Below are 19,029 nucleotides of genomic sequence, written 5' to 3'. Positions count from 1 at the left end.
CAATCCCGATTCAGCTCGGGTTAAGGTCAGGATGTTCCAATCGTTCCGAAAAGTATCATGTCGGGACTGGGAACAATGTGGGCACAAGCTACTCCAGCGGATCCTTCCGAGGGCGTCGCGCCGTTTCGTCCTGATGAGGGCAGGCCCAGAGGGGGGCACCGTGTCCGCAGCCGCGGCCGAGCCCTGTGTCTGGCTCTCTGCCTGGCACTTCCGCTCCTGACCGTCCCCGGCATTGCGCAGGCGTCCGACTGGATCATCCAGCGGACCAGCGGCAAGGTCTACCTGCTGGCCCCCGGGGCTGCGCCGGTGGCGGCGCGGCCGGGCATGCCTTTGCCGCGCGGCGTGACGCTGGCCACGCGCGGGGGTGCCAAGGCGGTGCTGGCCCGCGCCGGGGAGACCGTGCTGGTCGCGCCCAATACGACCATCGCCATTTCGAGCCTGAAGTCGACGGACCGCACGACGACGCTGCTGCAGCGCGACGGGACGGTCACGGTTGACGTCCAGAAACGCGGGCAGCCGCATTTCACGGTCGAGACGCCCTATCTCGCTGCCGTCGTCAAGGGAACCCGCTTTGACGTCTCGGTGCGGCGCGGCGCGGCAGAAGTGCGGGTCGACCGGGGGCTGGTGCAGGTTGTCGACATGGACACCGGCGAGCGGTCTCAGGTTGGCCCTGGACAGAGCGCCAGCACCACGGACGGGGTGGGTCTGTCCGTGGCCGGGAGCGGCAGCACGCCGACCGTCGAGACCGGCCGCGCCCCTGCCTCCTCCCTGAACCCGACCGTGCAGGGCAGCAGCAGCGCCCCCGCCGCCGACACCAGAGCCTCCGACACCACCTCGCGCCCCGGATCAGGCACGGGCACCGGGTCGACACCTGACAATTCCGGCGGCAACGGCAATTCCGGTGGCAGCGGCAATTCTGGTGGCAACGGCAACGGCAATTCTGGCGGCAACGGCAACGGCAACTCCGGCGGCAATGGCAACGGCAACTCCGGCGGCAATGGCAACGGCAACTCCGGCGGCAATGGCAGCGGCAATTCCGGCGGCAATGGCAACGGCAACTCCGGCGGCAACGGCAACGGCAACGGCAACGGCAATTCCGGCGGCAACGGCAACGGCAATTCCGGCGGCAACGGCAACGGCAATTCCGGCGGCAACGGCAACGGCAATTCCGGTGGCAATGGCAACGGCAACTCCGGCGGCAATGGCAACGGCAATTCCGGTGGCAATGGCAACGGCAACTCCGGCGGCAATGGCAACGGCAATTCCGGCGGCAACGGCAACGGCAACTCCGGTGGCAACGGCAACGGGAACTCCGGCGGCAATGGCAACGGCAACTCCGGTGGCAATGGCAACGGCAATTCCGGTGGCAATGACAACGGCAATGACCGGTCCTGACGGTTGGACCAGCCTTTGACCGGAGCGGGGGCAGAATGGCGGTTGGCTTGAAGGCGATCCGGCGCACCGCTCTCAAGGCGGTGCAGGCAGCATCCGTCAGCTGTGCGATAGCGGCTGCCGTCACGGCCGCGATCGTGATCGGCCTGCACACGCCGGGCTGGTTGCAGCCGCTCGAACGGGCCCTGCAGGAGGTGCGCTTTGCCCTGCTGGACCGCGACGCGTCGGGCAGCGTGGTCTATGCCGACATCGACGCGGCCAGCCTGCAACAGGTCGGGGTCTGGCCCTGGCCGCGCAGTGTCCATGGGGCGCTGGTCGATCGCCTGCGTGAGGCTGGTGCCGGCGAGATCTTCTTCGACATCGATTTCAGCAGCCGCTCCACGGAAGCCGAGGACGCCCGCTTTGCGGAGGCTCTCGCCCGCGCGGAGGGCATGGTGCATCTGGCGGTGTTCCGCCAGCCCGCCGATCCCGCCCGGCCCGACGCGGGCGACCTCGTCAACAAGCCGCAGCCCCGGTTCCTCGCCCACGCCTGGCCCGTGACGGTCAGCCTGCCTGTTGACGGCGACGGCCGCATCCGGGCGGCGCTGTTTGCCGATGAGGTCGAGGGGGAGGCGATCCTGTCGCTGTCGGCCATGGCGGCCGGGGCGGACGGCCCGGTGCGGCAGGCCTTCGGCATCGACTACAGCATTGCTCCGGCCAGCATTCCGCGCGTTTCGGTGGCCGATCTTCTGGCGGGGCGGGTCGATGTCTCCCTCCTTGCCGGGCGCAAGGTCGTCATCGGGGCGAGCGCGCAGGAGCTGCGCGACTTCTTCAACGTGCCGCTGCATGGCGTCCTTCCCGGTGCCCTGCTGCAGATCCTGGCAACGGAAACGCTCCTGTCCGGACGGCCGATGACCGGAGGCTACGGCTATGTCCTTCTGGCGGTCGTGCTGGCGGCCGGGATGGCGGCGACCCTGTGCGGCCTCACCGGCTGGCGCGGACGGCTTGTCCTCTTTGCCGTCCTCTCGGTCGGACTGGAGCTGGGTGCCCTCGGCGTGCAGGCGCTGGTGCCGGTCAGTCTCGACACGGTTCCGGCGCAGGTGGCGCTGATCCTCCTGTCGCTGGCGGCGCTCCTGCGCGAGATCGGCGTGCGCCAGCTGCTCGTGCGCCTCCTGCGCCGTCAGCGCGCCCGGGATCTGCTGGTGCTCGACAAGGTCTTTGCCGACAGTTTCGACGGGGTGATCGTCATCGACGCGCGCGGGGTGATCCGTGCCGCCAGCCGCAGCGCCGAGGCGATCTGGCATGCCCCGATCCGCAGCGGCACGATGGCGAGGGCAGTCCTGCCGCCGGCCGTCGTGGCCATGCTGGAGACCGCGCTGGCCAGATCGGCCGACAGCGACGCAACGGCCTGCCTGCACGAGATCGTCATCACCCCCGAGGATCCCTCAGGGGGCGCCGGCCGCGATGCCCGCCTGATCGAATACGCCATCACCGCCTCGGTGCTGGCCGGCGAGGACGGCGATGACCCGGACGCGGTCGCCTGCCTGACCTGCCGCGACATCACCGACAAGCGGAAGGCGGAAGAGGCCTTCGCCTATCTGGCTGCCCATGATCCGATCACCGACCTGCTGGACCGCCGTGCCTTCGAGGAGGCGCTGCAGAAACGGCTCGAGCGCGGGGAGCCCAGGGGCGGCGACTATCATCTTCTCGTCGCGGGGCTGGAGCGCATCGACATCATCGCCGCCTCGCTCGGCCTGAGCTGGGCGGACAAGGTCCGCGCGGCGGTGGCGCGCGAGCTGCGCCAGCTGGGCTGCGAGTTCGTCGCCAGTGTCGGTGACCGGCAGCTGGCGCTGGCCGGCTTCCCGCCGGGCGTCGCACCGGCAGACTTCTGCGCCGAGGTGCTCGGCCGCATCTCGCAGGAACTGGTGCTGGACGGTCACCGGCTGCACATCAGCGCCTGTTTCGGTCTGGCGACGCTGGCCCCGGCGGACAAGCCCGATGCGGCTGCGCTGCTGCGTCAGGCCGGCACGGCCCTGTCCTGGGCGCGCAAGGCCGGACCCGGCACGACCCGCCAGTTCGACCAGGCGATGCTGCGCGCGCTGACCCGGCGGCGCCTGCTGGAGATCGACCTGGAGGAAGGTGTCCGCCAGGGCCAGTTCCACGTGGTCTACCAGCCGCAGGTGCACCTGCAGTCCGGCCAGATCATCGGCGTCGAGGCGCTGTTGCGCTGGCAGCATCCCGAGCTTGGGCCCGTGTCTCCGGCAGAATTCATCCCGATCGCGGAGGAAAGCGGCCTGATCGAGCCGCTGGGCGCCTTTGCCCTCAGCGAGGCGTGCCGAACCGTCCGGGGCTGGAACCTGCCGCTGCGGCTGGCCGTCAACGTGTCGCCGATCCAGGTCGAGCGGGGCTCGGTGATCGAGGCTGTCGAGGCGGCGCTGCGCGGCTCCGGCCTGCCGCCGGCCCAGCTGGATCTGGAACTGGTGGAATCCCTGTTCCTCGGCCAGGCCGATCAGGTCGCCGCCAGCATCTCGCATCTGCGGGGCCTCGGCTGCGGTCTGGCGCTCGACGACTTCGGCTCCGGCTATTCCTCCCTCGGCTACATTCCGAGGTTTCCCTTCTCCAAGATCAAGATCGACCGGTCCTTCGTCGAGCATGTCCACGAGGACCGGGGCAGCGCGGCGATCGTGCGCAGCGTCGTGGAGCTGGCCCGCGGCTTCGACATCACGGTGATTGCCGAGGGCATCGAGACGCGGGCGCAGGAAGAGGCGGTGCGCCGGCTCGGCTGCGACATCGGCCAGGGCTATCTCTATGGCCGGCCGATGAGCGGCAAGGAGCTGCTCGCCCTGCAGCACGCCGCAGCCTGAGCCACGGCGTGCCGTTGCGCATCCGGCACAGGGTCCGCAGGCGCGGGGTCAGAGGCCGAGGCCGCCGACGCAGGCGTACTTGATGTTCAGGTAGTCATCGACGCCGTACTTCGAGCCCTCACGGCCCATGCCGCTGTCCTTCACCCCGCCGAAGGGGGCGACTTCCGTGGTGATGAGACCCTCGTTGATGCCCACCAGGCCATACTCCAGCGCCTCCATCACGCGGAACACCCGGCCGAGGTTCTGCGAATAGAAATAGCAGGCGAGGCCATATTCGGTGTCGTTGGCAAGGCGGATCGCCTCCTCCTCGGTCTCGAAGCGGAACAGCGGCGCAAGCGGGCCGAAGGTCTCCTCCCGCGCCACCTTCATCGCTGCCGTCGCCCCGGTGACGATGGTCGGCTGGAAGAAGCTGCCCTCTGTGCCGATGCGGCTGCCGCCGGTGAGCAGCGCCCCGCCCTTGGCGAGCGCGTCGGCGATGTGCTCCTCCACCTTGGCGACCGCGCCGGTGTCGATCAGCGGGCCCTGGGTGATGCCGTCCTTGCGGCCGTCGCCGACCTTGAGCTGCGCCTCGACGGCCGCCTTCAGCCTGGCGGCAAAGGCGTCATAGACGCCGGCCTGGACATAGAGCCGGTTGGCGCAGACGCAGGTCTGGCCGGAGTTACGGAACTTGGAAATCATCGCCCCGGCCACGGCGGCGTCGAGATCGGCGTCATCGAAGACGATGAAGGGCGCGTTGCCGCCCAGCTCCATCGACACCTTCTTCATGTGCTTGCCCGCCTCGCTGGCGAGCAGCTTGCCGACTTCGGTGGAGCCGGTGAAGGTGATCTTGCGCAGGAGCGGGTGCTCGCACATCTCCGCCGCGATCTCGGCCGCCGAGCCGGTGACCACGTTGATGACCCCGGCCGGAATGCCGGCCGCCTCCGCCATCGCGCCGAAGGCGAGGGCCGAGTAGGGCGTCTGGCTGGCCGGCTTGATGACGATGGTGCAACCGGCCCCGAGGGCCGCGCCCAGCTTGCGCGCGATCATCGAGTTCGGGAAGTTCCAGGGGGTGATGGCCCCGACAACGCCGACCGGCTCCTTGGTCACGAGGATCCGCTTGCCCGCCCAGGGGGAGGGGATCACGTCGCCATAGATGCGCTTGCCCTCCTCGGCGAAGAAGCGGATGTACTTCACGCCAAGCGCGATCTCGCCCTTGGCCTCGGCCAGCGGCTTGCCCATCTCGGTCGTCAGCAGTTCGGCAAGGGCGTCATGCCTGGCCATGATCGCGTCGCAGAGCCTGTGCATGCGCGCCGCCCGGTCCTCCGCGGTCAGGGCCCTCCAGCCGGCCAGCGCCCGGTGCGCGGCCTCGATGGCGCGACGGGTCTCGGCCCGGCCCGCCTTCGGAACGGTGCCGATGGTCTCCAGTGTGGCCGGATTGTCGACGCGGATCGTCTGCCCGCTGTCGGCGTCCAGCCAGGCGCCGTCCACGAAAAGCTTCTGTTTCACCAAATCTGTATCAAGCGCCATGTCGCTCTCCCCGGTCTTGTCGGTCCCGTCTGCGGCTGGGGTCCGGAGCCTTGTCCGTCCCGCCTGTTATTTAACATGTTAAACAGTTTCACTGCCTCCGGTAAAGAGACAATGCGGAGGGTGAGCGATCTGTCGCATGGCGCCCGATGCCCTTCAATCCCCGGACAGCGTCGGGCGGCACAGGCCAGGCAGTCCTCCCGCCAGGTGCCCCCTTCACCAGGGAGCGCTCTTGCCAGGCAGCTCCTCGCCAGGCAGCCCCTCGCCAGGCAGCCCCTCGCCAGGCAGCCCCTCGCCAGGCAGCAAAGTCCCGTGCTAAGCCTCCGGGCCTGCCGTTCCAGAGGGGCCCCGCCCATGTCCGACACCGAGATCCTGACCCTGTCCGAAGCCCATGCGCTGGCGGTGAGCGCGCTCTGCGCCAGCCGGACCGCACCCGATGTGGCCGAAAGCGTTGCCCGTGCGCTGGTCGCAGCCGAGGCGGACGGGCAGGCCGGCCATGGTCTCTCCCGCATCCCCTCCTACGCAGCGCAGGCCCGCAGCGGCAAGGTCGATGGCTTCGCCCGCCCGGTGCTGGTCGAGGCGACCCCCGCACTGGTCCGCGTCGATGCCGGTCTGGGGTTTGCCTATCCGGCCTTCGACCTCGCCCTTGCCGCCCTGCCGCAGCCGGCCCGCAAGCTCGGCATCGCCATGGCCGCCGTGCGCCGGTCGCATCATTTCGGTCAGGCCGGCGCCCATTGCGAGGCGCTGGCCGCGCAGGGGCTCGTTGCCTTCGTCTTCGGCAACGCGCCGAAGGCCATTGCCCCCTGGGGCGGACGCCGGCCGCTGTTCGGCACCAATCCGATTGCCTTTGCCGCCCCCGTCGCCCCCGGCGAGCCGCCGCTGGTCATCGATCTGGCCGTGTCACGCGTTGCCAAGGGCAAGATCATGGCGGCCGAGAAGGCGGGCCGGCCGATCCCGGAAGGCTGGGCGCTCGATGCCGAGGGCCGGCCCACCACCGATCCCGCAGCAGCCATGGCCGGCACGATGATCCCCATCGGCGAGGCCAAGGGCGCGGCGCTGGCGCTGATGATCGAGGTGATGGCTGCAGCCGTGGTGGGGGCAAGCCTCGCCTTCGAGGCCACCAGCCTGTTCGACGCGGAGGGACCGGCCCCCGATCTCGGCCAGCTTGTCCTGGCGATCGACCCGGGCCTCACCTCCGGCGGCGTCTTCTACGAGCGCATGGCGGTGCTCGTCGCGGCAATCGGGGCGGAAGAGGGGGCGCGTCTGCCGGGCAGCCGCCGGCTCGAGGCGCGCGCCCGCGCGGCGCGCGAGGGCCTTGCCGTTCCGCGGCCGATCCTGCGCGAGATCCGGGCCATCGCCGGCGCCTAGGACGCCCTCAGTATTCCCGCTCGAAATAGATGCCGGCCTTGCTGGAGCCGTTGGCGCCGACCTCGCCCCGGGCCTTGAGGCTGCGGGACAGGTCGATGTCGACCTTCACCCGCGACGAATCACGTCCGGCCCCCTGCTCGACGCCGAGGTAGATGTTGTCGTTGATGTACTTGCCGACCGCGAGGGACGGGCCGCCGGTGGCCCCGAGGTTCACGTCGACCACATCGAGGCCAAGCGACTTGCGCAGCTGCGCCAGCGGCCCGGTGTCGCTGCCGCCGGTGAGCGTGGCCACGGCGGCGGCGAGCTGGGCGATCTGGGTGGGCGAGAGGCTGGTCATGCTCTTGTCGAACAGGAGCTGGGCCAGGATCTCGTCCTGCGGCAGCGCCGGCGACGAGGTCAGCGCAATGACCGGATCGGCCGCACTGCCGCTGATGGTCACGTTGATCGAGGTCGAGCCGGCCGTGGTGGTGGCAACGAAATCGAGGGTGGGCGTGAGCGACCCGGTGAAGGTGGCGTTGCCGCGCGAGAAGGCGAGGCGTCGCGTCAGGACGTCGAGCTGACCCCGGCGCAGCGCAAACCCGCCGACGGCCTGGGGCGCGGCCGTGGTGCCCACGATCCGCAGCGATCCGCCCAGCTCCGCATCGAGGCCGCGGCCGCGCACGAAGATGCGGGCGGGCGCGTTCACGGTGACGTCGAGGCCGAGACCGCCGCCCGCGCCCGGGCCGCCGCCGGCCGCCGCACCGCCGGTGTCCTGGCGGAGTTCGGCCACCTGGTCGCGCACCGGCTTCGGCGCGTTGACATGGCGCACCGCCAGCGGCGACAGGCCGCCGGGCAGCGTTTCCGGGATGGCGATGTTGGCACTGCTGATGGTCACGCTGCCCGAGAGCACGCCGCCGCCCGCCAGCGGTCCGGCGATCTTCAGCGCCGCTCCGAGATCGGCCGACACGACGCGGCCATCGCTGTAGCGGCCGTTCTCGACCGTCACCGAGATGTCGGCCGGCAACCCGGCCCCCAGACCGATCGAGCCGCCCGCCCGCACGGTCCCGCCGGCGGCAATGGCAGCGGCAAGCCCGTTGAGCACCACCCGGTCCCGGGTCACGTCGAGGCTGCCGGCGACGTTGCGCAGGGTGAAGCCGGAGGAGAACTCGGTCAGGCTGATGCCCTGTGGCCGGGCGCTCAGCGCATAGTCGGGCGCGGCGAAGGAGCCGCCGACCCGACCGGACACCGCCAGCGTCCCCTCGGCCCTGAAGCCGGCGCGCAGGAGCGGCAACCGGGCAAGCGCGAGCGGAACGGTGCCGGTCACGTCAAGTCCGAGCGAGCCGCTGCCGCCAAGGCCGACCGGGCCGGCGACCGTCAGCGTCAGGCCGCCGTCGCCGGTGAGGCGGCTGGACTGCTCCACCCGCTGGCCGGACAGGCTGCCCCGGCTCTCAAGCCCGAGCGGCGCGATGCCGCTGGCCGCAAGCTGCGCCGCCGACAGGCCCTGACCGGTGAGCTGCCAGGCGGCGACGGGCGCCTTGGCCGGGCCGCTCACCTGCACCGAACCGCTCAGCGTGCCGGCAAGACCGAGGCCCGGACGGACGGAGTTGGCGAGCGCCAGCGGCACGGCGCGCAGTGTTCCCGTGAGGGCGAGCGTGTCGCCGGCCGTGCCCTGAACCACCAGCGAGCCGGAGCCGAGCGCCAGCGCGACCTCGTCCAGCCGGGCGGTTCCGTTGGCATAGGAGAGGCGGGCAGGGCGCACCAGCGCGGTCTTGAGGCCGGTGTAGAGCCCGTCGAGCCGTGTCAGGGCAAGATCGAAGCCGGAACCCGTGGCCGTCAGGCTGCCGGCTGCGGTGACCCCGTCCTTGCCTGCGCCGGGCAGGCGGGCGTCGAGGGTGAAATCGGTGCGGCTGCCGTCGCTGCTTGCGCTCGCCGACAGGGACGCGAGGCGTGTGCCGCCAGCCAGAAGACCGGTCGCCGTCACCTGGCCCGCGGCCTGCGGCACCGAGGCCAGATCCGTGAGATCGACGTCGACCCGCAGGCTGTCGGCGGCGGCCTGCGGCAGGCTCACGCCGGCCCCGTCCGCCGTCAGCTTCAGGCGCGAACCGGCCGCGTCGGCGGAGAGGACCGCCCGGGCCGCAAGCCGGCCGGAGAGCGGCGTCAGGGCCAGCGGCGACAGCTCGGACAAGTCCGGCGCGTCCAGGGTCAGTGTGCCGGAAATGGTCTCGAGCGCCTTGCCGAGGTCGCCGACCACCAGATCGCCCGTCAGCCGGTTGCCGCCGACGGCGGCCTCGAAGCCGCTGAGGCGGGCCTGTCCGGCCTGGCTGTCCAGATCACCCCGGGCGACCAGCGGCGCGCCGTTGAGGCGGGCGGAGAGATTGAGCGAGCCACGCGGGGCCGCCGGATCGGCTGCGCCATTGAAGGCAAGCGACAGGTCGGTGAGCGGCGTGCCGGCAAGGCCGATGCGCCCGGAGGTGGCCGTCACGTCGAGCGCGGGCCGGGCGAGCGCCCCCGCAAGGTCCGCCTCGAGCGCCAGCGTGCCGTCAAGGCGCGGGTCAAGGCGGCCGAGATCGGACAGGGACACCCGGATCTCGCCGTCCAGCCCATCCCCGGACCCGCTCCCGGCATCAGGCGCAAGATCGAGGGTGCCGGTCAGGGTCGCAGCCGGGGTCGTCACGGCAAGGTCGCGCAGGCCGAGCGCGCCATCGGCTGCGCGGGTCAGCGTCGCGGTCGCCTGCGACGCGCCGGCCAGCAGACCATCCAGCGGCGCGAGGCCGGTGGACAGATCGGTGGCGGCCACGGACAGGGCCAGACTGCCGGCGCTGTCCGCCGGCGTCCCCTCCGCCCGGAAGCCAACCCCGAGGCTGCCGGCCAGCGGCCGCCCGGCGAGGCCGGCAAGGCCCGACAGGTCAGGCACGCGCAGCTCGCCCGTCAGGTTGGAGGGACCGGATCCCAGCGTGCCCTCGCCAAGCGTCACGCCGAGCGGGGCAAGCGTCGCGCTGCCGCGGGCGAGCTGCAACACCGGACCGCGTCCCGGCAGGGTGACGCGGCCGGCGAGGTCCATCTCGCCGCTGCCGGCAAAGGCAGAAAGACGCGGATCGCTCGGGGCGATGCCGGCGAGGCGCAAGGTGGCCGAGACCGGCAGGGAGAAGCCGCTGCGGGTGAGGTTCGCGCCGACCCCGGTGGCCTCCAGCCGGGCGGAGGCGAGGGCACCTTGCGGCGTGCTCAGCCGGTCGGTCTCGAGGCTGGCGTGCCAGGTCGCGCGGTCGAGCGGTCCTTCCAGCCGGACCGAGCCAGTGAGGCTGGCAAGCGTGGCCAGGCCCGAGCCGGTGTCGATGCCGATCAGCGCGCCGCCATCGGCCGCAAGCCGCAGGTCCGAGGTGACTGCAATCGTTCCGCTGTCGGGGGCATAGGTGCCCGTCGCCGTCAGGGTCAGGGTGTCGGAGGTCAGCCGGAGGCTGCCGTCGAGCGGCAGGAAGCGGGGGGACAGCCGGGCGCTGGCGGTGAGCCCCGTGGTGCCGACGACAAGCGCGCCCGCAGCCGGCGGGGCGAGCGGCGCGAGATCGCCGGACAGGTCGAGGCTGAGGCTGCGGCTATCGTCGGCGGACGCCGCCATCCGGGCGGTGCCTGCGACCGTGGGGCGTCCGTCAAGGGCAAGCGCGAGGCGCGCGGCCCAGTCGGACAGGGGGCCGGAGCCGGTAAGGTCGAAATCCACCGCCGGCAGGTCGTCAAGGCCAGCAAGGCGCGCAATCAGGCCGCCGCGCGGCTCTCCCGCCTTGACGGTGACATCCAGCGTGCCCTCGCTCGGGGCAAGGGTCACGTCGGCGGCGAGCGATCCCGGCGTGCCGTCGATGCGCTGCACCGCGAGCCGGGCGCTCAGCCGCTCCGGATGGGCCTCTGCCGTGGCGGAGCCATCGGCGGCGAGCGTCACGGGCACGCCGGCAACAGCGGCCGCCAGCTCGATCCGCGGCAGCCGCAGCGTCTCGAGCCGCACCGAGGCCACCGGCAGCATCGGCCCGCCCTCAGTCCCGGTGTCCGCCTCGTCGGGCCGCGCCGGCACGGGCCGACGCTCAAGGGCGATGCGCTCGACGGCCAGACTGCGGATCCGGGCCTCGCCGGCAAGCAGCGCCAGCGGCTGCCAGTCGAGCCCGAGGCCGCTCAGCACGGCATAGGGGCCCCCGGCATCGCTCAGCGTCAGGCTGTCGGCCCGGATGTCCCCGGACCACGAGATCGACAGGCCCTCCAGCCGGGCTCCCCCGTCCGGCCGGGCGAGGGCGTCGTTGGCCAGCCGCTGGATCAGACCTTCCCCGAGCGGGGTCGGCACGACGGCGAGCGCCAGCCCGGCCAGCGCCGTGGTGCCGAGGGCGGTGTAAAGCAGGGCTTTGAGAATGCGCCGCAAGTGTCTGGTCCGACTCAGAAGGCCTGGCTCAGGCCAAGGTAGATCGCGAAATCAGGATCACCTTTTTCCGGCGAAAGTGGGACCGCCACGTCAAGCCGCAGCGGACCGATCGGCGTGAAGTAGCGCAACCCCGCGCCGACACCGATCTTGAAGGGGCGCGAGAAGTCCGGCACCGACGACTTGTAGACATTGCCGGCATCGACGAAGGCGACTGCGCCGAAGGTCTCCGTCAGGCGCACCCGCACCTCGCCAGACAGTTCCAGGACGCTGCGTCCGCCCGTCACCTCGCCGTTGCGGCGCGGTCCGACATTGCGGTAGGCGTAGCCGCGGATCGAGCCGCCGCCGCCGGCAAAGAAGCGCCGGCCGGCGGGAATGTCGTCCACCTGCGGTCCGACGATGCTGCCGGTCGAGAGGCGGCCGGCCAGCACGAAGCGCCGTGCCTCGTCGAGCGCCACGTAGCTCGACACCGAGCCGCGCAGGAACAGCATCATGTTGCGGTTGCGGATGTCATAGGCGGGCTCGGCGAAGGCCGTCGCCAGGAACCCGCGCGAGGGGTTCAGCGCATCGTCGCGGTTGTCGAAGGTGAGGTCCGCCGGCAGCCCCCCGAGCAGGTAGGTCTTCTTGCCATAGGCATCGGTCTCGTCGATGAAAGCCGTCTCGAAGCCGGCCCGGCCGCTGAGCGTGTCGGTGAAGGTCCGCTTCAGATAGGCGTCATAGGTGGCCGAGCGGCTGGTGTAGGCGTTCGGCGCCTCCTGCTTGGCCGAGAACGAGGTGCTGAAGCTGGTCAGCGGACCGAACACGCCCGGCTTCTCGAAGGCAATCCGCGCGGCATATTCCATGTCCGTCAGCGACGAGTTGCCCAGCCGGCCGACAGACCCCTCGACCGACAGCAGCTCGCCCTGGCCGAACAGGTTGCGTCGGCGCCAGTAGGCTTCCAGGCCGCCGCCTTCGGTCGAGGACCAGGTGGCACCGGCACCCAGCACGTGGCGCTTGCGCTCCGCCACCTCGATCGTCACCGGCAGGCTGCCGTCCGGGCCGACGCTGTCGGCCTCGACCATGGTGACGCTGGCAAAGATGCCGAGATCGTTGAGGCGCTTCTGCGCCTTGGCCAGGACCTCCGGGTCGTAGACCGCCCCTTCCGGGATCATTGCCTGGGCAACGACGAAGGCCGGGTCGGTGACCGACGTTCCGGTGACGCTGACCGCGCCGAAACGCGCCTGCGCGCCGGCATCGGCGACAAGGGTCACGTCGAGATGATCGTTGGCATGGTCGGCGGTGATGTCGCGGGTGACGATGCGTGCCTTGGGATAGCCACGGGCGCGAAGGCTGGTCAGGATCTGGCGCTCGGCTGCCAGGACCTTGGTCGAATCGGCCAGCGTCCCGGGCGCAAGGCCCCAGAAACCGGGATCGGTCGAGAGCTGGCCGGCGGCCGCGCCCTGCGTGCCGATGCGCACGTCGCCGAATGTGAACATCGGCCCGGCGGAAATCGCGATGCTGACCGGAACCGGACGCGGGCCCGGCAGGCTGCCCTGCTGCAGCGCCGTCTGCAGCGGCAGGCCGGCGATGCGGATGTCGACCGTTCCGCCGTAGCGGCCCTCGACATAGAGCTGGGCAACAAGCCGGTCGAAATCGTTGAGCGCGCGGGCAATGAGACCGGATTCGCCCGACGGCGCATCGGTCGCCTCGCTCATCAGCAGCGAGGCAGCCGTCAGCCGCTGCTTCAGGGGCTCGTCGCCGCCCTGCAGGGTCAGGACCGGCTGGTAGGGGAAGGCGTCGGCCGCAGCCCCCGCGTCGCTGGCCGAGCCCCACAGCCGGTAGCCGAACAGCTCGAAGGCGGTCGCCGGGCCGGGCAGGGCGGTCAGCCCGACTGCGAGCGCAAGCAGGCCGGCACCCGGGAGGGCCAGCGCCCGGACACGACCGGTCGTCGGCCGCTGCGCCGGCAGGCGCGGCCCTTCAGACCCGGACATGTGGGACGGAACTCGCATCAACTCGCAGCCGCCATGTGAAGCCCCCGGCCATGGCGGATCCACGGCCTGAGGTCTGTATCGCATGCCCCGTCGCCCTTGGCGAGCCGGCATGCCTGCTGCGGCCGGGCCTCGCCACACCGGACGGGGCTTGCCCCGCGCCCGGTGCCGCTCCGCCGCACCGCAATCCCTACTATAGTGATCAACCGGTTAAGCCTTTGTCGCTCATTCGAGGCATCGCCCGGCAGATCAACGCCTCAGAACAGGTCCGGTTCCGGCGCCAGGCCGAGCAGCCGGCGCGCCGCCGTCAGCGTGTTGGCCATCAGCATGGCGATGGTCATCGGGCCGACGCCGCCGGGAACCGGCGTGATCGCGCCGGCATGGGCTGCTGCCTCGGCAAAGGCGACGTCGCCGACCAGCCGCGTGGCGTCGCCGCCGCGGGCAGGATCGGGGACACGGTTGATCCCCACATCGATCACCGTCGCCCCCGGCTTGATCCAGTCGCCCCGGACCATCTCCGGCCGCCCCACCGCCGCCACCACGATGTCGGCGCGGCGGACGACGTCGGGCAGGTTCCGGGTCCGGCTGTGGGCGATGGTGACGGTGCAGCTTTCGGCCAGCAGCAGCTGCGCCATCGGCTTGCCGACAATGTTGGAGCGGCCGATGACCACCGCGTCCAGACCGGCGAGCGGCCGGTCCAGGGTCCGTTTCAGCAGGACCAGACTGCCGGCCGGCGTGCAGGGCACCAGCGCCTGCTCCCGGTCGCCCGTGGCGAGCAGCCCGACATTGACCGGATGGAAGCCGTCGACGTCCTTTTCCGGCCGGATCAGCCGCAGCACCTTGCCCTCGTCGATGTGTCCGGGCAGCGGCAGCTGGACGAGAATGCCGTGGATCGCCTCGTCGGCATTGAGTGCGGCGACCAGCGCCAGCAGATCGGCCTCGGCCGTGTCGGCCGGCAGCGTGTGCTTGACCGAATGAAAGCCGCAGGCTGCCGCCGCCTTGTCCTTGTTGCGGACATAGACCTGGCTGGCCGGGTCCTCGCCCACCAGCACCACGGCCAGTCCCGGCTTGCGTCCGGTTTCGGCGAAAAGTCGGCCGGCCCGCGCGGTGATCTCGGCACGGACGGAGGCGGCAACCGCCTTTCCGTCGATGAGGGTTGCCTGGAGCGAGGGCTGGCTCATGGGAAAGGCCTTTCCGGTCGGGCGCCGGGTCTGGGAGGAGGGCGCCGGTGTCTGAAGTCGCGCGCACATTAGGAACGGGGGGGCGGGATGAAAAGTGGGAGGCACGACATTTTCCTCGCCAAATCCGCCGTCCGGGACGGTCAGGGCGGCGAGTCGGGGCGGCGGAGGGCGATTCCACGGGTCTCCGCCCCGGGTCCGGGGGGCGAGCCCGCTGCGATCATCGCCGGTCAGGGGCCACCGCACTGGCGCGCCACATCGCGACTTCCCGCAAGGAAACCAATTCCTTAACGATTTCCTTTCATTTACTGTTGTAATTGAAGCACAGCAATTATCCCCTTGGTGCGCTGACCTGCGCCCCGGCTTGGACATTGGCCGCGCCGGATGCTAGGAGGAATGCCGGGATGGATGAGGCAGGCGGGGAACCGATGCGGTCGTTGTGGCTATTGTCTTTAGTATTGCTTGCAGCGGGCTGCTCGGCGCTTCCCTCCGAGGGACCGTCGGCGATCGGCATCACCTCCGAGCAGATTTCCACCGAACAGGCCAGCGTGCCCTCCGGTGTCGAGAACTACACCGTCATTGACGTTTCCCCCTCCAACATCGAGCGGCTGAAGAATTATCGCCCGCTGTCCTTCATGAACCAGTTCCAGGGCGTGGGCGGCGGCGGCTCGTCGGCGCTGCTGGGCGTCGGGGACAGCCTGCAGATCAAGATCTGGGAAGCCTCGCGCGAAGGTCTCTTCTCCGGCGCCTCGGGTGACGGCACCCTGATCCCGGCCACCGTCGACGAGACGGGCTTCATCTTCGTGCCCTACGCGGGCCGCATCCAGGCTGCCGGCCAGTCCGTCGAGGGCCTGCGCCAGACCATCGAGAGCAAGCTGGTCGGCAAGGCGATCGAGCCGCAGGTGCTGGTCGTCGTCTCCAGCAAGCTCAGCTCCACGGCCGTCGTGGTCGGTGACGTGGCCAAGCCCGGGGTCTATCCGCTGCAGGTGCGCAACACCCGCCTGCTGGAGCTTGTCGCCCAGGCCGGTGGTGCCCGCGCGGCCACCTACGAGACCGTGGTGACGCTGAAGCGCGGCGCGCGCTCCGGCACCACGCGTCTGGAACATCTGATCGACTTCCCCGAGAACAACGTGCTGGTGTCGCCGGGCGACAACGTGCTGCTGTCGCACCGCCCGCGTACCTTCTCCGCCTTCGGTGCGGTCAAGGCCAACCAGCTCGTGCCGTTCCGCACCAAGACCGTCTCGATGGCCGAGGCGCTGGCGACCGTCGGCGGTCTCAACGACTACCGCGCCGACGCCGGCGGCATCTTCCTGTTCCGCTATGAAGAGGCGGATCTGGTGCGTCAGCTGCGCCCGGATCTGGCGCAGAAGATGGCCGGCCAGACGGAAGTTCCGGTCGTCTACCGCGTCAGCCTGCAGGATCCGCGCGGCTTCTTCCTGACCCGTTTCTTCGAGATGCGTGACAAGGACATCCTCTATGTCGCGAACCATCCGACGGCGGAGTTCGGCAAGTTCCTGCAGATCATCGCGCCGCTGACCAACAATGCGCTCAGCGTCGCGGCAATCGTGAACAAGTGAGCCACTCTGGCAGCTGCGACAGGCAAAGGCGGTGCCATGGCGGACAACCCGCAAGCACAGGGCAGCGCCCCGTCGGGGCCGGCGGACGGCGGGGGCAAGACCTTCGTCTTCCTGCAAGGGCCCCCGTCGGTCTTCTGCCGCCGGGTTGCCGACGAGCTGGACCTGCTCGGGCACCGCACCCACCGCGTCAACCTGTGCCCCGGCGACTGGCTCGCCTGGCATGACCGTCGTGCGGTGAACTACAGGGGCTCTCTGGCGGAGTTCAAGGACTGGTTCCGCGCCTTCGTCCGGCGTGTCGGTGCCACCGACGTGGTCTATTACGCCGACCGTCTGCCCTACCATGTCGCTGCCGCCGAAGTGGCGGATGAACTGGGCCTGACCGCCAGCGCCTATGAATTCGGCTATCTGCGTCCCGACTGGATCACGCTCGAGCGCAACGGCATGTCCGCCCATTCGCGCTTTCCGCAGGATCCGGCGCGCATCCGGGAGCTGGCCGAGGGGCTGCCGCCGATCGACCGCCGGCCGCTCTACACCCATCCCTTCTGGATGGAGGCCTTTCACGAGGTCGTCTACAACCTCTCCAACGTCTTCTGCGCCTGGTTTTCCTTCCCGCGCTTCTACCGCGACCGGTTCTACCATCCGCTGGCGGAGTATCTGCGCTTCATCCCGCGTCTGGTCCAGTCGAGCTGGCGCAACAGCGTGGCCGAGCACCTGATCGACGACGTCATCGGCAGCGGCATCCCCTATTACGTCTTTCCGCTGCAGATCCAGAGCGACTACCAGCTGCGCTACAACTCGCCCTTCAGCCACATCGGCGAGGCGGCCGAGGAGGTCATCCGCTCCTTCGCCAAGTCGGCGCCGGTGTCGGCGCGGCTCGTGTTCAAGATCCACCCGCTCGACAATGGCATCGAGCCCTGGCCGAAGCTCCTGAAGCAGATCGCCCGGCGCTACGGCGTGCGCAAGCGCGTCTATGTGATCGACGGCGGCAACCTCAACCGGCTGCTGGAACACGCCAAGGGCGCGCTGATGATCAACAGCACCACCGGGATCCACGCCCTGCGCGTCGGCTGCCCGACCAAGGTGCTGGGCATAGCGCTCTATGACATCGCCGGCCTGACGAGCCAGGTGCCGCTCGACCAGTTCTGGGCCGACCGGACCCCGCCGGACGCGGAGCTGCTCGACCAGCTGGAACGGCTGATGGCGGCGACCATCCAGGTGAAGGGCAACTTCTACGTCGAGAAGGGACGGCGCGCGGGAGCCTATGCCATGGCGCGGCGGCTGTCGGAGGGCACCGTCAACGGTCTCGGCACGCTGGAGCTGCCGCCGCCCCGGCTGGCGCGGGCGCGGGCAGCGGGCATCGCCACCACCTTCGAGGAACAGATCAGCGACGGCACCCACACCGAACGGTGGTTCCATGCCTGGCGCGGGTGAGGCCACGCACCGGCCCGCCACACGGGTCCTGCTCGACATCACCCGGCTGATGGGGCGCGGGCTGCGCGCCTCGCCCACCGGCATCGACCGGGTGGAGTTCGCCTATCTCGACCACCTGATCGGACGTCATGACATCGCGCTCGAGTTCGTCGAGGCGGGGGACTTCGGCCTGCGCCTGCTGCCGCGCGAGGTGGGGCTGACCTTGCGCGACCGGACGGCGGCCAACTGGGGCGTGGCCGAGACCGGGGTGAGCGCCGCCTATGGCCGCACCCTGCGGTTCCTTGGTCTCGAGGCGCCGCCGCCCACGGCGGCAGGGGCGCGCAGCGATGCGGTGGCCGGGGCGTCGGCCTGGCTGCGGCGGGCGGCCGGCCAGCTGGCCGGGTCCCTGTCCAACCGGCCGGAGGGGATTGCCGGGGCCATCTACATCAACGTCGCCCATTCCAACCTGACGGCTCCGGCCCTGCCGCGCTGGCTGCAGCGTTCCGGCGTGCGCCCGGTGTTCCTGATCCATGACCTGATCCCGATCACCCATCCGGAATACTGCCGGCCGGGCCATGCCGAGCTGCACCGGCGCCGCATGGCCACCGTTGCCGCCCATGCGGATCTGGTCATCACCAATTCCGCCTACACCCGCGATGTCTTCCTGGCGCATGTGGCCGAGGCAGGCCTGCGCCAGCCCCGCACCGAGGTGGCGCTGCTCGGCATCGAGGCGCAGTTCCAGACCGGGCGCGGCAGCCTGCCGGCCCCGGCGCCGACGGTGCCCTATTTCGTCGTTCTCGGCACGATCGAGCCGCGCAAGAATCACCTGCTGCTGCTGCCGCTGTGGCGCGACATGGTCGAGCGTCTCGGCCCGGACGCGCCCCGTCTGGTGCTGGTGGGGCGGCGCGGCTGGGAAAACGAGAATGTGGTCGACTATCTCGACCGCTGCCCCGCCTTGCGCGCGCATGTGCACGAGGCCGGCGGTCTCACCGATGCGGAAGTGGCTGCGCTGATGCGCGGCGCCGCGGCCGTGCTCGTGCCCTCCTTCGTGGAGGGGTTCAGCCTGCCGCTGGTGGAGGCAGAGGCGCTTGGCGCCGACGTCATCGCCTCCGACATCGCGGTGCACCGCGAGGTGGCGGGAGCGGGGGCCCGGCTCCTGTCGCCCCTGGACGGGCTGGGCTGGCTCCGGGCCATCGAGGGACTGGCGCGCGGCGACCGGGGCGCACGGCTGCCGGTCGAGCCGGGGGTGCCGGAAGCCATGACCTGGCCGGCCCATTTCCGCGTGCTCGACCGCTTTCTGACCCGCATGCACGACTGATCCGGCCTCCGGGACGGACCCCTGAAACGACCCCTGAAACGACCACGAAAACAAAACCGGCGCGGAACAGGTCCGCGCCGGTCAGGGGATCCTTGCGCTGC

At 70.6% G+C, this 19,029-nt stretch carries 10 protein-coding genes; 6 read left to right on the top strand and 4 right to left on the bottom strand.

Translation table 11 applies throughout. The annotated features are described in order from the left end of the window. Positions 1 to 324: 324 nt before the first annotated feature. Together GWI72_RS08835 and GWI72_RS08830 are read left to right on the top strand one after the other, a co-directional pair. Entirely contained in the window at positions 325 to 1,395 is a 1,071-nt protein-coding gene (locus GWI72_RS08835) for a FecR domain-containing protein (protein WP_209000074.1), read from the top strand. Between the two features lie 35 nt (positions 1,396 to 1,430). Next, the gene (locus GWI72_RS08830) at positions 1,431 to 4,235 is read left to right on the top strand and encodes an EAL domain-containing protein (RefSeq protein ID WP_161708410.1); all 2,805 of its coding nucleotides are present in this window, start codon (positions 1,431 to 1,433) and stop codon (positions 4,233 to 4,235) included. 48 nt (positions 4,236 to 4,283) lie between these two features. Here the strand turns inward: GWI72_RS08830 and GWI72_RS08825 are convergent, their stop codons facing one another. Next, positions 4,284 to 5,741 (bottom strand): NAD-dependent succinate-semialdehyde dehydrogenase, encoded by a 1,458-nt coding sequence (locus GWI72_RS08825; RefSeq protein ID WP_161708409.1) that lies wholly within the window; start codon positions 5,739 to 5,741, stop codon positions 4,284 to 4,286. 351 nt (positions 5,742 to 6,092) lie between these two features. Between GWI72_RS08825 and GWI72_RS08820 the strand changes: the two genes are divergently transcribed. Next, positions 6,093 to 7,106, top strand: a complete 1,014-nt coding sequence (locus tag GWI72_RS08820) for an Ldh family oxidoreductase (protein ID WP_161673900.1) — start codon at positions 6,093 to 6,095, stop codon at positions 7,104 to 7,106. 7 nt (positions 7,107 to 7,113) lie between these two features. Here GWI72_RS08820 and GWI72_RS08815 read toward each other — a convergent pair whose 3' ends face one another. The 3 genes from GWI72_RS08815 to folD all read right to left on the bottom strand — a co-directional run bounded on the left by GWI72_RS08815 (position 7,114) and on the right by folD (position 14,626). Next, positions 7,114 to 11,481, bottom strand: a complete 4,368-nt coding sequence (locus GWI72_RS08815; protein WP_161708408.1) for a translocation/assembly module TamB domain-containing protein — start codon at positions 11,479 to 11,481, stop codon at positions 7,114 to 7,116. A 14-nt stretch (positions 11,482 to 11,495) separates the two neighbouring features. Next, positions 11,496 to 13,448 carry an autotransporter assembly complex protein TamA gene (locus GWI72_RS08810; protein ID WP_161708406.1) on the bottom strand — a complete coding sequence of 651 codons (1,953 nt, stop codon included), beginning with the start codon at positions 13,446 to 13,448 and terminating at the stop codon, positions 11,496 to 11,498. Between the two features lie 254 nt (positions 13,449 to 13,702). Beyond that, positions 13,703 to 14,626 carry a bifunctional methylenetetrahydrofolate dehydrogenase/methenyltetrahydrofolate cyclohydrolase FolD gene (gene folD, locus GWI72_RS08805; RefSeq protein WP_161673894.1) on the bottom strand — a complete coding sequence of 308 codons (924 nt, stop codon included), beginning with the start codon at positions 14,624 to 14,626 and terminating at the stop codon, positions 13,703 to 13,705. Between the two features lie 401 nt (positions 14,627 to 15,027). On the opposite strand from folD, the gene GWI72_RS08800 reads away from it, so the two are divergent. The 3 genes from GWI72_RS08800 to GWI72_RS08790 are packed head-to-tail and all read left to right on the top strand — an operon-like array spanning position 15,028 to position 18,928. Next, positions 15,028 to 16,200 carry a polysaccharide biosynthesis/export family protein gene (locus tag GWI72_RS08800; protein WP_208995681.1) on the top strand — a complete coding sequence of 391 codons (1,173 nt, stop codon included), beginning with the start codon at positions 15,028 to 15,030 and terminating at the stop codon, positions 16,198 to 16,200. 36 nt (positions 16,201 to 16,236) lie between these two features. Next, positions 16,237 to 17,631 (top strand): capsule biosynthesis protein, encoded by a 1,395-nt coding sequence (locus GWI72_RS08795; RefSeq protein ID WP_161708404.1) that lies wholly within the window; start codon positions 16,237 to 16,239, stop codon positions 17,629 to 17,631. After that, on the top strand, positions 17,615 to 18,928 hold the full coding sequence (locus GWI72_RS08790; protein ID WP_161708402.1) for a glycosyltransferase family 4 protein: 1,314 nt from the start codon (positions 17,615 to 17,617) through the stop codon (positions 18,926 to 18,928). Before GWI72_RS08795 ends, GWI72_RS08790 begins: the two co-directional genes overlap by 17 nt. The last annotated feature ends 101 nt before the right edge of the window (positions 18,929 to 19,029 follow it).

Origin of the sequence: Pannonibacter sp. XCT-53 (assembly GCF_009915765.1) — a bacterium.
Classification (GTDB): Bacteria; Pseudomonadota; Alphaproteobacteria; order Rhizobiales; family Stappiaceae; genus Pannonibacter; species Pannonibacter tanglangensis.
Note: the sequence above shows the minus strand (reverse complement) of the source record. Positions and strands in the feature narration are given on the sequence as shown.

Coding starts and splice junctions, on each gene's coding strand:
- GWI72_RS08835 (WP_209000074.1), top strand. CDS start 325: ATGCCTTTGCCGCGCGGCGTGACGCTGGCCACGCGCGGGGGTGCCAAG.
- GWI72_RS08830 (WP_161708410.1), top strand. CDS start 1,431: ATGGCGGTTGGCTTGAAGGCGATCCGGCGCACCGCTCTCAAGGCGGTG.
- GWI72_RS08825 (WP_161708409.1), bottom strand. CDS start 5,741: ATGGCGCTTGATACAGATTTGGTGAAACAGAAGCTTTTCGTGGACGGC.
- GWI72_RS08820 (WP_161673900.1), top strand. CDS start 6,093: ATGTCCGACACCGAGATCCTGACCCTGTCCGAAGCCCATGCGCTGGCG.
- GWI72_RS08810 (WP_161708406.1), bottom strand. CDS start 13,448: ATGTCCGGGTCTGAAGGGCCGCGCCTGCCGGCGCAGCGGCCGACGACC.
- folD (WP_161673894.1), bottom strand. CDS start 14,626: ATGAGCCAGCCCTCGCTCCAGGCAACCCTCATCGACGGAAAGGCGGTT.
- GWI72_RS08800 (WP_208995681.1), top strand. CDS start 15,028: ATGGATGAGGCAGGCGGGGAACCGATGCGGTCGTTGTGGCTATTGTCT.
- GWI72_RS08795 (WP_161708404.1), top strand. CDS start 16,237: ATGGCGGACAACCCGCAAGCACAGGGCAGCGCCCCGTCGGGGCCGGCG.
- GWI72_RS08790 (WP_161708402.1), top strand. CDS start 17,615: ATGCCTGGCGCGGGTGAGGCCACGCACCGGCCCGCCACACGGGTCCTG.